The organism is Streptococcus sp. 27098_8_12 (assembly GCF_041432115.1).
Classification (GTDB): domain Bacteria; phylum Bacillota; class Bacilli; order Lactobacillales; family Streptococcaceae; genus Streptococcus; species Streptococcus parasanguinis_V.
This window is the reverse complement of sequence record NZ_JAPVZA010000009.1, coordinates 53786-71064: the sequence shown is the minus strand read 5'-3', so window position 1 is coordinate 71064 and position 17279 is coordinate 53786. Positions and strand designations below refer to the sequence as shown.

At 43.0% G+C, this 17279-nt stretch carries 16 protein-coding genes; all 16 read left to right on the top strand.

What is annotated here, in order from left to right:
* Window position 1 precedes the first annotated feature (1 nt).
* A complete protein-coding gene (locus O3629_RS05120) occupies window positions 2-1216 on the top strand; it encodes a pyridoxal phosphate-dependent aminotransferase (protein WP_013904074.1) in 1215 nt (404 codons plus the stop codon).
* Between the two features lie 188 nt (window positions 1217-1404).
* Entirely contained in the window at window positions 1405-2193 is a 789-nt protein-coding gene (codY, locus tag O3629_RS05115) for a GTP-sensing pleiotropic transcriptional regulator CodY (RefSeq protein WP_045759799.1), read from the top strand.
* The gene (locus tag O3629_RS05110; protein WP_049484006.1) at window positions 2193-2771 is read left to right on the top strand and encodes a cysteine hydrolase family protein; all 579 of its coding nucleotides are present in this window, start codon (window positions 2193-2195) and stop codon (window positions 2769-2771) included. Before codY ends, O3629_RS05110 begins: the two co-directional genes overlap by 1 nt.
* Window positions 2772-2884: 113 nt before the next feature.
* On the top strand, window positions 2885-4108 hold the full coding sequence (locus tag O3629_RS05105) for a glycosyltransferase (RefSeq protein WP_371608814.1): 1224 nt from the start codon (window positions 2885-2887) through the stop codon (window positions 4106-4108).
* The gene (locus tag O3629_RS05100) at window positions 4095-4982 is read left to right on the top strand and encodes a glycosyltransferase family 2 protein (RefSeq protein ID WP_371608813.1); all 888 of its coding nucleotides are present in this window, start codon (window positions 4095-4097) and stop codon (window positions 4980-4982) included. The genes O3629_RS05105 and O3629_RS05100 overlap by 14 nt, the downstream gene beginning before the upstream one ends.
* A gap of 26 nt (window positions 4983-5008) precedes the next feature.
* Entirely contained in the window at window positions 5009-6292 is a 1284-nt protein-coding gene (locus O3629_RS05095; RefSeq protein ID WP_049473133.1) for an accessory Sec system glycosyltransferase GtfB, read from the top strand.
* Window positions 6289-7782, top strand: coding sequence for a glycosyltransferase (locus O3629_RS05090; RefSeq protein WP_371608812.1), 1494 nt, complete (start codon window positions 6289-6291; stop codon window positions 7780-7782). The genes O3629_RS05095 and O3629_RS05090 overlap by 4 nt, the downstream gene beginning before the upstream one ends.
* A 119-nt stretch (window positions 7783-7901) precedes the next feature.
* Window positions 7902-8204 carry an Asp-tRNA(Asn)/Glu-tRNA(Gln) amidotransferase subunit GatC gene (gene gatC / locus O3629_RS05085; protein WP_002884769.1) on the top strand — a complete coding sequence of 101 codons (303 nt, stop codon included), beginning with the start codon at window positions 7902-7904 and terminating at the stop codon, window positions 8202-8204.
* Window positions 8204-9670 carry an Asp-tRNA(Asn)/Glu-tRNA(Gln) amidotransferase subunit GatA gene (gene gatA, locus O3629_RS05080; RefSeq protein ID WP_371608811.1) on the top strand — a complete coding sequence of 489 codons (1467 nt, stop codon included), beginning with the start codon at window positions 8204-8206 and terminating at the stop codon, window positions 9668-9670. Before gatC ends, gatA begins: the two co-directional genes overlap by 1 nt.
* On the top strand, window positions 9670-11112 hold the full coding sequence (gene gatB / locus O3629_RS05075; RefSeq protein WP_003005611.1) for an Asp-tRNA(Asn)/Glu-tRNA(Gln) amidotransferase subunit GatB: 1443 nt from the start codon (window positions 9670-9672) through the stop codon (window positions 11110-11112). Before gatA ends, gatB begins: the two co-directional genes overlap by 1 nt.
* A gap of 99 nt (window positions 11113-11211) precedes the next feature.
* On the top strand, window positions 11212-11595 hold the full coding sequence (locus tag O3629_RS05070; RefSeq protein ID WP_371608810.1) for a hypothetical protein: 384 nt from the start codon (window positions 11212-11214) through the stop codon (window positions 11593-11595).
* Window positions 11596-11728: 133 nt separating this feature from the next.
* Window positions 11729-12772, top strand: a complete 1044-nt coding sequence (locus tag O3629_RS05065) for a 2,3-butanediol dehydrogenase (RefSeq protein WP_021153756.1) — start codon at window positions 11729-11731, stop codon at window positions 12770-12772.
* Between the two features lie 94 nt (window positions 12773-12866).
* Window positions 12867-13778, top strand: a complete 912-nt coding sequence (locus O3629_RS05060; RefSeq protein WP_371608809.1) for a DMT family transporter — start codon at window positions 12867-12869, stop codon at window positions 13776-13778.
* A gap of 154 nt (window positions 13779-13932) precedes the next feature.
* Window positions 13933-15021, top strand: coding sequence for a DUF4352 domain-containing protein (locus tag O3629_RS05055; RefSeq protein ID WP_371608808.1), 1089 nt, complete (start codon window positions 13933-13935; stop codon window positions 15019-15021).
* Between the two features lie 145 nt (window positions 15022-15166).
* Window positions 15167-16312, top strand: coding sequence for an amidohydrolase (locus tag O3629_RS05050; RefSeq protein WP_371608807.1), 1146 nt, complete (start codon window positions 15167-15169; stop codon window positions 16310-16312).
* Window positions 16313-16432: 120 nt separating this feature from the next.
* Window positions 16433-17260 (top strand): amino acid ABC transporter substrate-binding protein, encoded by an 828-nt coding sequence (locus O3629_RS05045; RefSeq protein ID WP_118095487.1) that lies wholly within the window; start codon window positions 16433-16435, stop codon window positions 17258-17260.
* Window positions 17261-17279 lie beyond the last annotated feature (19 nt).

Below are 17279 nucleotides of genomic sequence, written 5' to 3'. Positions count from 1 at the left end.
AATGAAGGAATATAATAAATCAAGCAAACTCGAACATGTCGCTTACGATATTCGTGGTCCAGTCTTGGAAGAAGCGATGCGCATGCGAGCAAATGGAGAAAAGATTCTTCGTTTGAATACAGGAAATCCTGCTGAATTTGGCTTTACAGCTCCAGATGAAGTCATCCATGATCTGATCATGAATGCGCGTGATAGTGAAGGTTATTCGGATTCAAAAGGGATCTTTTCAGCCCGTAAGGCCATCATGCAGTATTGTCAATTGAAGAAAATTCCAAATGTCGATATCAATGATATTTACCTTGGAAATGGGGTGAGTGAGCTGATCGTCATGTCCATGCAAGGGCTTTTGGACAATGGGGATGAAGTATTGGTACCGATGCCGGATTATCCTCTTTGGACGGCGGCAGTCAGCCTAGCTGGTGGGAACGCGGTTCACTATCTTTGTGATGAAGAAGCAAACTGGTATCCAGATATCGAGGATATCAAGTCGAAAATCACTTCAAACACCAAGGCTATCGTTGTCATCAACCCGAATAACCCAACAGGTGCCCTCTATCCAGATGAGATCCTGCTTGAGATTGTAGAGATCGCTCGTCAAAATAACTTGATCATCTTTGCGGATGAAATTTACGATCGTTTAGTTATGGATGGTGAAAAACATACGGCTATCGCAAGTTTAGCGCCTGATCTCTTCTGTGTGAGTATGAATGGCTTGTCAAAATCTCACCGGATTGCTGGTTTCCGTGTTGGTTGGATGGTTCTATCCGGACCGAAACATCATGTGAAGGGCTATATCGAAGGTTTGAACATGTTGTCCAATATGCGTCTTTGTTCGAATGTCTTGGCTCAACAAGTTGTGCAAACCTCTCTTGGAGGTTACCAATCCGTGGATGAACTCTTGCTTCCAGGTGGTCGAATCTACGAACAACGCAACTTTATTTACAAAGCTATCAATGATATTCCAGGCCTCTCAGCTGTTAAGCCCAAAGCTGGTCTCTATATCTTCCCTAAGATTGATCGGGACATGTATCGCGTGGATGATGATGAACAATTTGTTTTAGAGTTCTTGAAACAAGAAAAAATTCTCTTGGTTCATGGCCGTGGCTTTAATTGGAAGGACCCAGATCACTTCCGGATCGTTTACCTCCCACGTGTGGATGAATTGGCTCAAATTCAAGAAAAAATGACTCGTTTCTTGAAACAATACAAACGCTAATTATCATGAAGGATTGAAGATGAAGGTCTTCAATCTTTTTTTGATTCATTCTATAAATTCCATGCCATCGAATCGACATTTTTCTGAATTGCGCATAATTGTAGGAAAAATAAATAATTTTCAGATAATTTGATTGAAATTCCCACACTTATATGATATACTTGAGCTGACTATATGCGAGGTTTATTATGGCAAACTTATTAGAAAAGACACGTAAAATTACATCCATCTTGAAACGGACTGATGAACAGTTGCAGGTCGAGATGCCTTATAATGATATTGCCCAGCAATTAGCGGATATTATCCACTGTAATGCCTGTATCATTAATAGCAAGGGAACCCTTCTTGGTTATTTCATGCGTTACAAGACCAACAATGACCGGGTAGAAGCTTTCTTTCAAAATAAAAAATTACCAGAAGATTATGCCAAGGCAGCTAGTTTGGTCTACGATACAGAAGCTAATTTAGATGTGGACCATGATTTGAGTATCTTTCCGGTCGAAACCAAGTCTGAATTTCCTGATGGCTTGACGACCATTGCGCCTATTCATGTTTCTGGGATTCGGTTGGGCTCCTTGATCATTTGGCGCAATGATAAACAGTTTGCGGATGATGATTTGATCTTGGTTGAGATTGCGAGTACCGTGGTAGGGATTCAAATGTTGAACTACCAACGCGAGGAAGACGAGAAGAATATTCGTCGTCGGACAGCGGTGAATATGGCTGTTAATACCTTGTCTTACTCTGAATTGCGTGCTGTTTCTGCCATCCTTAGTGAATTGAAAGGAAATGAGGGACAGTTGACTGCTTCTATCATCGCGGATCGGATTGGCATTACCCGCTCTGTGATTGTCAATGCACTCCGGAAATTGGAGTCAGCTGGTATTATTGAAAGCCGTTCTCTTGGAATGAAGGGAACCTATCTCAAGGTGTTGATTCCAGATATCTTTGAGGAAATTAAGAAAAGAGATTACTAATGACTAAAGCCTTGATTTCAATTGACTACACTGTCGATTTCGTAGCAGATGATGGTAAGCTTACGGCAGGTGCTCCTGCACAAGCCATTTCTGAGACCATTGCTCAGGTGACCCAATTGGCCTTTGACCAAGGAGCCTATGTCTTTTTTGCCATTGATGCGCATGACGTAGAGGATCCATTTCATCCTGAAAGCAAGCTCTTCCCACCTCATAATATCATTGGGACCAGTGGACGTGATTTGTACGGCCCTTTGGCAGATTTTTATCAGGAGCATAAAGCGGATCCACGCGTCTTTTGGATGGATAAACGTCATTATTCTGCTTTTTCAGGAACGGACCTAGATATCCGCCTGCGGGAACGCCATGTAGATACCGTTATTTTGACAGGTGTCTTGACTGATATCTGTGTCCTTCATACAGCGGTTGATGCCTACAATCTCGGCTACCAGATCGAAGTCGTAGAACCTGCAGTGGCGTCGCTCACTCCTGAAAATCACCAGTTTGCCTTGAATCATTTTAAGCATGTCTTAGGGGCAAGCTTGGTAGACGACGCACTAGCTGTATTAGAAACTAAATAAGAAAACATTGTAAAAGAGGTCATAGACATTTGTTTAGGCCTCTTTTTTGGGGCCTAGAAATTGTCTTCCTCTCTTGAAAATGGTATTCTAATGGAAGAAAATAAGGGGGAGTTATGAGTAAAAAAGCTGTCGTGTTTTCAGCCAATCTATCTTATATGGAAAAATTGGAAACCGCTATGAAGTCACTGTGTGCCCATCAAGACCAGTTGAAAATTTATGTCTTAAATGAAGATCTACCAACGGAGTGGTTTGCTATCATGAATCAGCGCTTGCGCCAGTTGGATTCAGAAGTGATTAATTGTCGGATGTCTCCCGAGCAATTCCAATCCTTCTCGCTTCCAAGTGACCATATTCACTATGCGACCTATTTCCGTTACGCTATTCCAGAGATGGTGGAGGAAGAGCGGATCCTCTATCTGGATTGTGACATGATCTTTACACAGGATTTATCGCCTTTGTTTGAGGTTGATCTAAAAGATTATGGACTGGGTGCAGTGGTCGATAAGCCAACGACGACAGATGGCTTTAATGCGGGACTTTTGGTGATTGATAAGACTTGGTGGCAAGAGCACCAAGTGACAGAGGCACTTTTTGATCTTACTCGTAAGTATCATCAACAGGTCTATGGAGATCAGGGAATTTTGAATCTGTATTTCAAAAATGCGTGGTTTCCATTACCTTGGACCTATAATTTACAAGTGGGGTCTGATAAGGATCAGTACCTCTATGGGGACTTGGATTGGTATGAGGCCTTCCAAGGGATTCCTGCGGTCATTCATTACACCTCTCATAATAAACCATGGACCTCCAAACGCTTCAATCGTTTTCGTGAATTATGGTGGTTTTATTATGCCCTATCTTGGGAGGAAATTTTGCTTCGAAAACCGATTTTGAAGCAAACTTATCAAGATCTAGTGGGAGAATTTCCTTATCATGCTGCCATATACACCAATACAGCAGATATCCACGAGTTGGAGATGTTGCTAAAAGAGTTGCCAGACGTAGCGATTCATGTTCTTGCCCATAGCCATTTTGGTTTTAACTTGGTGCAATTGGAACGCTACCCCAACCTCTTTCTTTATCCCTCTTTTGATCCCTTGACCAGTCGAAAGGTCCTAGAAAAATTGGATTTTTATCTGGATATCAATCCATATGATGAGGTGGATCAGATGACGCAAAGGATCCAGCAATTGGGCTTACCGATTTTCTCTTTTGAAGGAACCAATCATGTAGAGAATGGTGTGAACCAAGTGTTTGCGGATGATCAGGTGCAGGAGATGGTGGCAGCGATTCGCGATTATTTAAAGAGAAATGAGAAGAAGCATGGAAACAAATGAAGTAGTGAGTATCATCATTCCCATCTATAATGTAGAAGCTTATTTGAGACAATGTTTGGAAACGGTTATCCATCAGACCTACCCTCATTTGGAAATTATCCTGGTCAATGATGGTTCGCCAGACCAGTCAGAAGAGATCTGTAAAGATTTTTTTAGGAAGGATGCGCGCATTCGCTACGTTCGCCAAGAAAATGGGGGCTTATCTGCTGCTCGGAATACAGGGATTGAGCTAGCGACTGGTGATTACATTACCTTTATTGATCCAGATGACTGGGTGACGGAGGACTATGTAGAAGTGCTCTATCGCCAACTTCAAAAGTATGATGCGGATGTTTCCGTAGCCAACTATAACCTCTATGATGACAGTAGTAGCAAATACTTGATCAAGGTAACGGACGACGATTATTCAGAGACCCTTTATGAGGGGAGAGAGATCATGGACCACGATGCCATCCAGGAGACCAGAGATATGGCCTGGGCTTGTGCCATGATGAAGCTCTATAAGCGTAACTTATTTGAAGGGCTTCGTTTTCCAGTCGGAAAAAATGTCGAAGACAACTTCCTGATGTACAAGTTATTCTTAAAAGCCCATCGGGTAGTTCATACGGAGAAATGTATTTATTGGTATCGCGTGGGGCGTGCAGATACTCTGTCCCAGGTTTGGACAGAAAAGAGAGTCGTCGATGAGATGGAAGCTAAGCACGAGAAGTTGGCTCTACTGGGGATGTTGGGCTATGATTTGACCTGGCATCGCTATATCTACAAAACGCGCTTGAAACGAGCCCTTGAAAAATTAGAGGAAGCAGGCCTGCAAGGGTCAGAAACCTATGAGCGCGTGGTGACCAACCTCCGTTTTATTGAAACGATGGACTAACCCCTTATTGATGAGAAAGGATCAGCATGTTCATTATTGCACCAGAGCAGACAAGAGAGCTGGATCGTTTGCAAAAATACTTGGACAAACTTGGCCAGCCCTACCGAGTATTTGTGACCAATTTGGAAACAGATTTGGACCAACAGACAGAGAGTCTTGCGACCTTTTTTACCCAAAAAGACCCAGTATCAAAAATTGGAAAACCTTTATTTTTCAATGATCTGGAAGTTCCAGAATTATGGGAATGTTGGACCTTGGGGATCACGACCTATCTTTTTGATGGGGAGGAACGTCGTGCAAATGTGGTTTTGCGAGGGGACATCTTGTCCCGAACGGTTGACAGAGTGGAGTGGTTTGGTCAGGGAGAAGAGATCGTATCCATTGATGTCTACAACCGCTATGGCTGGAGAAGCAAACAGAGTCTCCTGACGGAAACCGGTCAACCATATTTAGACATTTATTTGAACCCTCAGCAAGAAGAAGTCTTGCTTCACTTTGTCTCACAAGGAGTCTTTTTGCATCAAACTCCTAAGGGACGGGATCGCCTGTATGCCAATAAGAAAGAGCTGCAAAGAGCTGTCCTAGAACAAGTCTTGCCAGAAGATGAAGCCGTTCTTTTGATGGACAAGGCATTGCTAGATGTTGTGAAAGAGAAACCAAAGGAAAGACTCGCCTACTGTGCCAGTGACGCGCATGATCTAGACGAGATCAAAGAACAAGTCAGTCAGATTTTGTTGGTAGAAGATGGTCTGTTGAGTGAGAAAATAGACGGAATCACAGTCTTGTCAGGGCTGGTAGATGTGGAGCAGGAAAGTTTTCAACCAGAAGCCCTGGTCATGACGGCTTCTCAGGAAGTTGAAGGCTTATCTAGCCTGGTCCACCAATTCCCACAAGTGACCTTTCACATTGCTGCTTTGACAGCCATGGGTCCGAAATTAACAGACTTAGCGGCTCGACCAAATGTACGCCTCTATCCAGGTATTTCGCTGGGAAATTATGAGAGTTTATTAGCTAGATGCTCTATTTATCTAGATTGTAATCAAGGAGAAGAAGTGTGGAGTAGTAGTCTTCATGCTCTTGAAAATGGGCAAGTCTTATTTGGTTTGAAGAGCACGGTGCATCAGGAAGCCTATAAAGACTTGAGCACGATCACAGATACAGTCGAAGAAATGGAACAGCAACTAGATACCTTGCTCCAGCAGCCAGAAACCTATAAAGAATTGGTAAGAGAGCAAGCACGAATCTTGAAATTACCTGAAAAAGAAGCTTTGGAAGAGCTGTTTAAGCGATTAGAGGGAGGGACCGCATGACCATTTATACCTTTAATCTATTAGTGGGATTTGAACCCAATGGGGTCGATGTTGCACAGGCCTCTCGGGCAAAGATGCTCCGGGGTCTGGGAGTGGCAGCGAAGTTTGTCTTTACCACTTGGCCCACTCCAGAAAAATTGGCCTATTACCTCTCATTGGGGCACCGGGATGAGGAACTGCTTTTTGCCCATTTAGCTTTTACGGATCAACAGACTACGGTCCCTCAAAAGTCGGTAGGGGCCTTGCAAATGGAGTTTCAACTGACGCGTCTGGATGTTGTTGAAAAAACGGAAAGAGTCATTCGCTACCAATTTGCGGATGGAAACGCCCTGACCTTTCATCTGGATCCCTATCATCCAAACTGTGTCCGCTATGTAGACTATCTTTTGGCTGGAAATAGGATCAAGCGAGAGTATTATGGAGCTTGTAAACTTGTCACAGAGTATTTTCAGTATGGTAGTGTTGTCAGACGGACCTATCACCATCAAGATGGGACTATCGCTTTTGAAGAATCGAGGTTCGGTGGAAGCTGGCTCTATAAACTGGGGCCTGAGATTTTAACCAACCATACAGAAGTGATGAGACGTTTTTTGTCGCAGCTGTCGCTAAAAGAAGAAGATCTGATTTTGCTTGATCGGGCTTCGCGCATGGATTTTGCCCGTCCTTTGTTGGAGAAAGCTGCTCCTTCAAAGCTCGCTATGGTGTTTCATTCGGAGCATGAATTTGAAAATGGCCATCTCAATTATGAATATTATTATGTGTTCAAGTATGCCAAACGCTTCGATTATTTTATCACGGCAACGGATCTTCAAAAAGAAGTCTTGGAGCAGACACTTGCTAAACAAGGATGCCAAGGAATTCCAATCTATAGCATTCCAGTAGGGCATCTAGAAGAATTGACGGAATCACTAGGAGACAGACCTCCCTTTAGTGTGCTCACAGCTTCCCGTTTGGATCCAAGAAAACGCATCGATTTGGCCATTCGAGTAGTGGCCCAAGCTCATGAACAACTCCCAACCCTTCAGTTTGATATTTATGGAAAGGGTGGAGAAGCGGACAACTTGCGCCACCTGATTCAGGAGCTTTCAGCACAAGATTATATTCACCTACGCGGTCATGCGGATCTTCAGCAGATCTATCCTTGCTACCAAGCCTACCTCACTACTTCTCAGTGGGAGACCTTTGGTTTGACTTTGATGGAGGCGGCTGGAGCAGGTTTGGCCTTGCTGGGCTTTGATGCCCGTTATGGCAATCCGACTTTTATAAAAGAGGGTGAAAATGGCTTTTTGGTACCTTATAGCGAGACAGTGCCAGAAGAAGAGTTGGTGAAAGAGTTGGCGGACAAGCTGGTCCAGCTCTTTGAAAGCGACCTCGCTCTATTTCATCAGGCTTCTTATGACTTGGCCTCTTCCTACCTCGCTTCTAACGTCCAGGAAGTCTGGAAAGAGACTCTAATGGAGATGGGGCAATTCGGCGGAAAAGAAATATAAAAAGAAGAATCTGTAGCGACAAAAAAGTCCTACAGATTTTTTCTAAGGCAAGCAAATTGGGCTAAATTATGGTAAAATAGAGGGTATTGAAAAATCATCATTTCACGAAAGGAAGCAAGATGAAAATTACGCAAGAAGAGGTAACCCACGTTGCCAATCTTTCAAAATTGAAATTCTCTCCAGAAGAGACAGCTGAGTTTGCGACAACCTTATCGAAAATTGTCGACATGGTGGAATTGTTGGAAGAAGTGGACACAACAGGCGTTGCTCCAACAACAACCATGGCGGATCGTAAGACCGTATTGCGTCCGGATGTTGCTGAAAAAGGGACGGACCGTGACCGCTTGTTTAAAAATGTACCAGAAAAAGATAATTACTACATCAAGGTACCAGCTATCCTAGAAGATGGAGGAGATGCCTAATGTCATTCAACCATAAAACCATTGAAGAGTTGCACGACCTCCTTGTCTCTAAGGAAATTTCAGCAACGGAATTGACCCAAGCGACGCTTGACGATATCAAGGCGCGTGAAGAAGCGATCAATGCCTTTGTAACGGTGGCCGAAGAAGCTGCTCTTGCGCAAGCCAAGGCTATTGATGAAAAAGGAATTGATGCAGATAACCTCCTGTCAGGGATTCCGCTCGCAGTCAAAGACAATATCTCAACAGATGGCATCTTGACCACTGCGGCATCAAAAATGCTCTATAACTACGAGCCAATCTTTGATGCGACAGCTGTTGCCAATGCCAAAGCCAAAGATATGATTGTCATCGGAAAGACCAACATGGATGAATTTGCCATGGGTGGATCTGGTGAAACTTCTTACTATGGACCAACCAAGAATGCTTGGGACCAGAGCAAGGTGCCTGGTGGATCTTCTAGTGGTTCAGCAGCTTCTGTCGCTTCAGGCCAAGTCCGTTTGTCCCTTGGTTCAGATACAGGTGGTTCTATCCGTCAACCGGCTGCTTTTAACGGGATTGTTGGTCTCAAACCAACTTATGGAACAGTTTCCCGTTTTGGTCTCATTGCCTTTGGTAGCTCATTGGACCAAATTGGGCCGTTTGCACCAACCGTTAAGGAAAATGCGCTCTTGCTCAATGTTATTGCCAGTGAGGATGCCAAGGATTCAACTTCTGCACCTGTTCGTGTAGCAGACTTTACTTCTAAGATTGGTCAAGACATCAAAGGCATGAAAATTGCCCTTCCGAAGGAATATCTAGGTGAAGGGATTGACCCAGATGTCAAAGAAACTATCCTTAATGCGGCGAAACACTTTGAAAAATTGGGAGCAACTGTCGAAGAAGTCAGCCTTCCACACTCTAAATACGGGGTTGCCGTTTACTACATCATCGCTTCATCTGAAGCTTCTTCAAACTTGCAGCGTTTCGATGGCATTCGCTATGGTTTCCGTGCGGAAGATGCTAAAAACTTGGATGAGATCTACGTGAACACTCGTAGTCAAGGTTTTGGTGATGAGGTCAAACGCCGGATTATGCTTGGTACCTTTAGTTTGTCATCTGGTTACTACGATGCTTACTACAAGAAAGCTGGTCAAGTTCGTACCCTCATTATCCAAGACTTCGAAAAAGTCTTTGCGGATTACGACCTTATCCTTGGTCCAACAGCTCCTAGCGTGGCCTTTGATTTGGATTCGCTCAACCATGATCCGGTTGCCATGTACTTGGCGGACTTGTTGACCATTCCAGTCAACTTGGCAGGTCTTCCAGGGATTTCGATTCCTGCAGGTTTTGCGCAAGGTCTTCCAGTTGGTTTGCAGTTGATCGGTCCCAAGTATTCTGAAGAAACCATCTACCAAGCTGCAGCTGCCTTTGAAGCAACGACGGATTACCACAAGCAACAACCCCTTATTTTCGGAGGTGACAATTAATGAACTTTGAAACAGTCATCGGACTTGAAGTCCACGTTGAATTGAATACAAACTCAAAAATTTTCTCACCAACTTCTGCTCACTTTGGGAATGAGCAAAATGCCAATACCAATGTGATTGACTGGTCTTTCCCAGGGGTGCTTCCTGTCTTGAACAAGGGTGTTGTGGATGCTGGTATTAAGGCTGCTTTGGCGCTGAATATGGATATCCATCAGCACATGCACTTTGACCGTAAGAACTATTTCTACCCTGATAATCCAAAGGCTTACCAAATTTCGCAATTTGACGAGCCAATCGGTTACAACGGTTGGATTGAAGTGCAATTGGAAGACGGCTCAACTAAGAAAATTGGGATTGAACGGGCCCACCTGGAAGAAGATGCTGGTAAGAACACGCACGGAACAGACGGTTTCTCTTATGTAGACCTTAACCGTCAGGGAGTGCCGTTGATCGAAATCGTTTCTGAAGCAGATATGCGTTCTCCTGAAGAAGCCTACGCCTATTTGACAGCCCTCAAAGAAGTTATCCAATACACTGGTATTTCAGACGTCAAGATGGAAGAAGGATCGATGCGGGTGGATGCCAACATTTCCCTTCGCCCATACGGCCAAGAGGAATTTGGTACCAAGACGGAGTTGAAAAACTTGAACTCCTTCTCAAACGTCCGTAAAGGTCTTGAATACGAAGTGGAGCGCCAAGCGAAAATCTTGCGTTCAGGTGGGGTCATTCGTCAAGAGACACGCCGTTATGATGAAGCGAATAAGAGCACCATTCTTATGCGTGTCAAAGAAGGAGCAGCGGATTACCGTTACTTCCCAGAACCAGACCTTCCATTGTTTGAAATCTCAGATGAGTGGATCGAGGAAATGCGCACAGAGTTGCCAGAGTTTCCAAAAGACCGTCGTGCTCGCTACGTGGCAGAGCTTGGCTTGTCTGACTATGATGCCAACCAATTGACAGCGACGAAAGTCACTTCTGACTTCTTTGAAGCAGCTGTAGCCCTTGGTGGCGATGCCAAACAAGTCTCTAACTGGCTCCAAGGAGAAGTCGCACAATTCTTGAACGCAGAAGGCAAAACGCTGGAAGAAATCCAATTGACACCAGAAAACTTGGTTGAAATGATTGCCATTATCGAAGATGGAACCATTTCATCTAAGATTGCCAAGAAAGTCTTCGTTCACTTGGCGAAAAACGGTGGCGGTGCGCGTGAATACGTCGAAAAAGCTGGCTTGGTACAGATTTCAGATCCTGAAGTCTTGATACCAATCATCCACCAAGTCTTTGCAGACAATGAAGCAGCCGTAGCTGACTTCAAGTCAGGGAAACGGAATGCGGACAAGGCCTTTACAGGCTTCCTCATGAAAGCAACCAAAGGTCAAGCCAACCCACAAGTAGCCCTCAAGTTACTTGCTCAAGAATTGGCGAAGTTGAAAGAAGAGTAATAGAGAAAAAACCAGCCGAGAGGTTGGTTTTTACTATCCATAAAATTGTGTTAGAATAGGAAAGACCATTACATATCAACTGGCATTAGGAGGAGTTACATGAACAAATTTTTAAGAGTCTTATTTGTCCTGGTTATCATCGCCATGACTGGAGCGATTATCTTCCAGATATTCTTTCCATCCTATATGGGAAGTCATTCGGGATATGGTATTTCTATCGGTTGGCAACGGGAGATTGGGATTTGGAATGTGGCGGTCCTTGTGATCCTGATTGCTGTCAATCTCAAATACGATTGGTTTTATCTTCGAACGGTTCTATTGGCTTTGATCCTAGGTGGGCTTGGGATCGGTACTAATCATCTCTTCAGTTATTTTCACTATCATCTGCCGGTCAATGGGATCGGTGCGCTTGAAAATTATCTCCTAGTCCTTGGTTGGATTGTTGGGTGGAGATTGGAATCTTCTCGGATCAAGAAGAAATAAAAAGGAGCAGTCAAAGGGCTGCTCTTTTTCATCTTCAGTTTTTCCTTGACAAACAAAAGGAAAACGTTTACAATTTTAAATATAAAGTTTCCTGAAAAGAAAACAAAAAAGGTGAAAACAAGGAGATCATCATATGGCTACTATGAAAGCAGCTCGCTGGCATGCAGCAAAAGACGTTCGTATCGAAGAAGTGGAAGTACCTGAAGTACAACCACATCAAGTAAAAGTGGCAGTTAAGTTCACAGGGATCTGTGGTACGGACTTGCATGAATATTTGGATGGACCGATCTTCATCCCAACTGAAGAACATGTTTATTCTGGTCAAAAAGCACCGGTTACTTTGGGACATGAATTTTCCGGTGAGATTGTAGAAGTCGGAAGTGATGTGACTCGTGTCAAAGTTGGCGATCGTGTGACTATCGAACCAATTCTTGCAGAGCACAACTTAATTGGTGATTACAACCTCGATCCAAACTTGAACTTCGTCGGCCTCGCTGCAGATGGTGGTTTTGCTAAATATTGTGTTCTTGATGGTGATCTTGTCCATGTGATTCCAGATAGCTTGAGCTATGAACAAGCCGCTCTTACAGAACCTGCTGCGGTTGCTGTGTATGCCGTTCGTCAATCTGCTTTGAAAACTGGAGATACAGCTGTTATCTTTGGTTTGGGCCCAATTGGTCTTTTGATCGTTGAAGCCCTTCGTGCAGCAGGAGCATCAAAAATCTATGCGGTTGAATTGTCTCCTGAACGCCAAGCGAAAGCAGAAGAATTGGGAGCAATCGTTGTGCGCCCAGAAGAAGGAGAAACGATCGTCGAAGCCATCCATCGTTTAACAGGTGGGGGAGCAGATGTTTCTTATGAAGTTACTGGGGTCCCAGTTGTTTTAGGTCAAGCCCTTGCAGCAGTTCATAAAGCTGGGGAATGTATGGTTGTATCTATCTGGGAACGTGAAGCTAGCATCAATCCAAATGAATTCGCTATTCAAGAAAAATCCCTCAAAGGAATTATTGCCTACCGCCACATCTTCCCTAAAGTCTTGGAATTGATGGAACAAGGCTACTTCTCTGCTGAGAAATTGGTTACTAAGAAAATCAAATTGGAAAATATCGTTGAAGAAGGATTTGTTGAATTAACACAAGATAAATCCCAAATTAAGATCTTGGTTCAACCTGAATAAGCGAATAAATTTATATGAAATATATGAGGCTGAAACGTTTCGTTTCGGCCTTTTATGATACAATAAAAGTAAGGAATAGATTTGGGAGGGGACTATGTCAAAGACGATGAAAGGAACGCTCATGACCTTGATTGCTGGGATCGCTTGGGGCTTGTCAGGAGCCTGTGGCCAGTACCTGATGGCTCATGGATTTACAGCAATCGGTTTGACAACGATTCGTTTAGTGTTTTCAGGAGCTGTACTACTGCTTCTTGCATATCTAGCGGACCAGGAAAAAGTAAAGGCCTTTCTATCAGACCGCTCGTCATACATCCCCTTGCTTTTATTTGCATTTTTGGGTTTGTTAATGACCCAATTGACTTATCTAGAAGCGATTGATGCGACTAATGCAGGTACTGCAACTGTTTTGCAATATCTCTGTCCTATTGGAGTTTTGGCCTATTCTTGTGTTAAGGACCGAGTAGCTCCTACAGTATCTGAAATCTTTTCGATGATCTTAGCCATCGCAGGGACCTTTCTCATTGCAACCCATGGTCAACTCAATCAATTGGCAATCACTCCTAAGGGGCTAGCTTGGGGACTTATTTCTGCCTTTGCCTATGCCCTCTACATCATTCTGCCTATTCAGTTAATTCAAAAATGGGGTAGTATGTTGGTGATTGGTATCGGTATGCTCATTCCAGGACTTGTGATGATTCCCTTCACAGGAAGAAGACTTTTTCATGGCCAATATAGCATGGATAATCTAATGGGCTTGGTTGGCTTAGTGGTGATTGGGACCATATTTGCCTATACGGTCTTTTTGAAAGGGACAACTCTGATTGGACCGGTCAAAGGTAGCCTTCTTGCAGCTATTGAGCCTATTTCAGCTGTATTCTTTGCTTTTGCCATTATGAATGAACATTTCTTTGCCATTGATTTTATAGGAATGGTTATGATCCTCCTTGCGGTCCTCTTGATTTCCCTTAAGGATCTCATGATTCAAAAAGAAAAAGGAATCTTGTAAAACCAAGATCAATTATTTTTCAGTAAAAAGGTTGAGACGAAAGTCTTGGCCTTTTTGTGATTCTCGCCCTCTGAGGAAGAGTTATCACTATATAGCGTATACATAGCTAGAAAAAGATGTTAAAATAGAACAAAACTTTTTTAAGGAGATGAGAATGAAAAAGATTTTTAAATGGACCTTATTTGCTGTAACGACCTTGAGTCTAGCGGCTTGTGGGACTGGTGCTCAAAAGACCAATTCGCAGCAAGCAAAGACAGAAAAAGCAGCGAAAACTTCCGCATCTGACGGTCAAGTCGAGGTGAGCCTAAAAGGAGGGCAATACATCAAGCCACCTGTCCTCAATGACTCAGAAGACGGCACTTATTTGGCCCTTCAATTGGAATTTAAGAATGTTAGCAAAGAATCTATCAACGTGTCAGATTCAGATATCACTATTTACGATGCGGATAATAACAAGGTCAAATTGCAGTCAGGAATTTATGACCAAACGGAAGCCTTCCAATTGCTCAAGAGTGATCAGTTGGCTAAGGATAAAAAATTAACCGGCTATATCGTTTTCCCAGTCGAAAAAGGCAAAAAATACGAAGTGCAGTATGAACGAAAAACCTATAGCTCTGATAAAAAATCCAAACCTCTAAAATTTGCGGTGGATTCTTCTCGGTATGAGGACAAGGTGGAAGCTTCTACCCTTCTTGCAGATGAATACATCAATCAAGTTTACTTCAGTGGCCAACGAAAGGTCAAAAAGGATGACGCTTTTGTTTTGGGAACTGATTTGAAAAAGGAAGCCAGTGATTTCCGTGCGAAATTTGCGGCTGACTTTACTCGTAAACTACATGATTACCAATTCCCTGAAGAAGAAGTGAACCAGTTTATCGATGCTTATGAAAAGGAAAATGCTAAGCGTGCGAAATTAACCTATAAGGTTAAACAATATCTCCCGGACAAGGTGGTCATTAGTCTAAATCCTGAGACGGTCAGCATGGAAAAGACGATCTTAAACCACATGCAGACCTTCTATCAAGAACATCGTAAAGACTACCCAGGTATTATCGAGGCGAATCAGGCTCAAAACAAAGCCTATAGAGAGGAAATGATGGCTTCTCTTGCGGATCGCCCCTTGACGACGCCGGATCGATACGACTACCAGTTGACCTTTGTTAAGAAAAATGGCAAATGGGAAGTAGAAAAAGCCTATAATAGTGATAGCTTTATGGAAAAATTCGAGGGAAATCTTTCTTAATGCTGAAGTTGGCACTCCTAGGACATGAATCTAGGAGTTTTTTTATCTATAGTTTGAAACTATATCAAAACCCAAGAAACAGGAATTAGACGGAAACACCTATTAGTGATAAAATAATTTTAAGTTTGAAAGGAGATGAAGGCTTGTGTCTTTTTCTTATGAAGAGTTAGCAGAGATTCGCCACTATATCCACCAACACCCAGAATTGTCTGGTCAAGAATACCAGACAACCGCCTTTCTAAAAGAGCGTTTAGAAGAGTTGGGGATTCGTATTTTAGAGAGTGGATTAAGAACTGGTCTGATTGCAGAAATTGGGTCCGGCCAACCGGTGGTGGCCCTTCGAGCAGATATCGATGCCCTTCCAATTTTGGAACAAACGAATCTGCCCTACCAAAGTCAGAATCCAGGAGTCATGCATGCATGTGGCCATGATTTTCATCAAACCAGTCTTCTAGGAGCAGCAGCTCTTCTCAAGGAAAAAGAAGACCAGCTTGAAGGAACCGTACGCTTGATCTTTCAGCCCGCAGAAGAAATCTCAGAAGGTGCTTCTGATGTTTTAGCAACGGGACTGTTGGAGGATGTTCAAGGAATTATTGGTTTTCACAACATTCCCCAGCTAAAAGCAGGGCAACTTGCCTTGAATGCTGGAGCTATGATGGCAGGGGTTGAGAAATTCAAGGTTACCGTGACAGGGGTTAGTAGTCATGCTGCGAGACCGGATTTGGGAGTTGACACTGTAACGGCTGTCACAACCATGGTTCAGAATGTACAATTATTAATTTCACGGACCGTTTCTCCCTTTGAAACAGCTGTTTTGTCCATTACGCACCTGGATGTGGGCTCAACCTGGAATGTGCTTCCAAAATCAGGCTATTTTGAAGGAACCATTCGTTCCTTTAATCCGAGTGTGCAAAGAGACTTGAAGGCACATTTTATTTCTATCATTCGACACATTGCAGAAAGTCTGGAAGTAGATGTGGCTTTTGAGTGGGGTGTGACCCCGCCCGTTACCTTTAATGATGAGGAATTGACGCAGGTGGTTTGGGAAGCTTCACAAGGTTTGGCTGAAGTGATTCCAGCAAATCCTTCTACTGCTGGAGAAGACTTCGCCTTTTACCAAGAGCGAATTCCTGGAGTCTTTGCCTTTATCGGTTCCAATGGAGAGCCGGATGCGCCAGACCTCCATCATGATCACATGACCATCGATGATGCAGCCTTTGAGGTATCGGTTCCCTATTATGTTGAAAATGCGCAAGCTTTATTGCGATATTTTAAGGCCAAAGAAGTGTGATAAAGAAAAACTATCACCTCCATAAAAAATATATATTAGGCAAGTAAATGCTTCTTTGATAAAATTAAAAAATACTTTTAAAATGGCGTTTTATGTGCCTGAAACGAATAAGGAGATCCTATGAATCTAAAAAAAGTGATTAAGTATTCTGCTTTAGGATTAGTTGCAGTCCTTGCAACCAGTGCTTTAGTAGCATGTTCATCTGGTAAATCAGCCAGTGGGAAGAAAACCATTGAAGTTGGGACTGTTGGAACAACCAAACCATTCTCTTACGAAGAAAAAGACGGCAAGCTAACCGGTTATGAAATCGAAGTTTTGCGTGAAATCTTCAAAGGCTCAGACAAATATGAAGTAAACTTTAACAAAACAGAGTGGTCTTCCGTCTTTGCTGGCTTAGATAGTGACCGTTTCCAAATCGGTGCCAACAACATTAGTTACTCAAAAGAGCGGGAAGAAAAATACCTCTATCCAAATCCATATGCTCGCAATCCATTAGTGTTGGTCGTACCAAAAGATTCTTCTATTAAATCGTTGGATGACATTGGTGGCAAGAAAACAGAAGTTGTTCAAGGAACATCTACTGCTAAACAATTAGAAGATTTCAATAAAAAACATTCAGATAATCCAACTGACTTGCAATACACAGATGGAACCATTCAAACCATCATGGCTAATTTAGCGGATGGTCGTACAGATTACAAGATCTTCGAACGGATCTCAGTAGATACTATCATTCGTGATCAAGGCTATGACAACTTGAAGGTTATCGAGCTTCCAAGCGACCAACAACCTTATGTGTATCCAATTATTGCAAAAGAAGATAAAGACCTTCAAAAATTTGTCAACAAACGTATCAAGGAACTCTATGACAATGGAACCCTTGAAAAACTGTCTAAAAAATACTTTGGTGGAGTTTATCTACCAGAAGCAAAAGATATTAAAGAATAATATATAATTAAAGGAGACT

What these genes read in the sequence shown, in the direction of transcription:
- O3629_RS05120 (WP_013904074.1), top strand. Translation starts at nt 2, where the DNA reads ATGAAGGAATATAATAAATCAAGCAAACTCGAACATGTCGCTTACGAT.
- codY (WP_045759799.1), top strand. Translation starts at nt 1,405, where the DNA reads ATGGCAAACTTATTAGAAAAGACACGTAAAATTACATCCATCTTGAAA.
- O3629_RS05110 (WP_049484006.1), top strand. Translation starts at nt 2,193, where the DNA reads ATGACTAAAGCCTTGATTTCAATTGACTACACTGTCGATTTCGTAGCA.
- O3629_RS05105 (WP_371608814.1), top strand. Translation starts at nt 2,885, where the DNA reads ATGAGTAAAAAAGCTGTCGTGTTTTCAGCCAATCTATCTTATATGGAA.
- O3629_RS05100 (WP_371608813.1), top strand. Translation starts at nt 4,095, where the DNA reads ATGGAAACAAATGAAGTAGTGAGTATCATCATTCCCATCTATAATGTA.
- O3629_RS05095 (WP_049473133.1), top strand. Translation starts at nt 5,009, where the DNA reads ATGTTCATTATTGCACCAGAGCAGACAAGAGAGCTGGATCGTTTGCAA.
- O3629_RS05090 (WP_371608812.1), top strand. Translation starts at nt 6,289, where the DNA reads ATGACCATTTATACCTTTAATCTATTAGTGGGATTTGAACCCAATGGG.
- gatC (WP_002884769.1), top strand. Translation starts at nt 7,902, where the DNA reads ATGAAAATTACGCAAGAAGAGGTAACCCACGTTGCCAATCTTTCAAAA.
- gatA (WP_371608811.1), top strand. Translation starts at nt 8,204, where the DNA reads ATGTCATTCAACCATAAAACCATTGAAGAGTTGCACGACCTCCTTGTC.
- gatB (WP_003005611.1), top strand. Translation starts at nt 9,670, where the DNA reads ATGAACTTTGAAACAGTCATCGGACTTGAAGTCCACGTTGAATTGAAT.
- O3629_RS05070 (WP_371608810.1), top strand. Translation starts at nt 11,212, where the DNA reads ATGAACAAATTTTTAAGAGTCTTATTTGTCCTGGTTATCATCGCCATG.
- O3629_RS05065 (WP_021153756.1), top strand. Translation starts at nt 11,729, where the DNA reads ATGGCTACTATGAAAGCAGCTCGCTGGCATGCAGCAAAAGACGTTCGT.
- O3629_RS05060 (WP_371608809.1), top strand. Translation starts at nt 12,867, where the DNA reads ATGTCAAAGACGATGAAAGGAACGCTCATGACCTTGATTGCTGGGATC.
- O3629_RS05055 (WP_371608808.1), top strand. Translation starts at nt 13,933, where the DNA reads ATGAAAAAGATTTTTAAATGGACCTTATTTGCTGTAACGACCTTGAGT.
- O3629_RS05045 (WP_118095487.1), top strand. Translation starts at nt 16,433, where the DNA reads ATGAATCTAAAAAAAGTGATTAAGTATTCTGCTTTAGGATTAGTTGCA.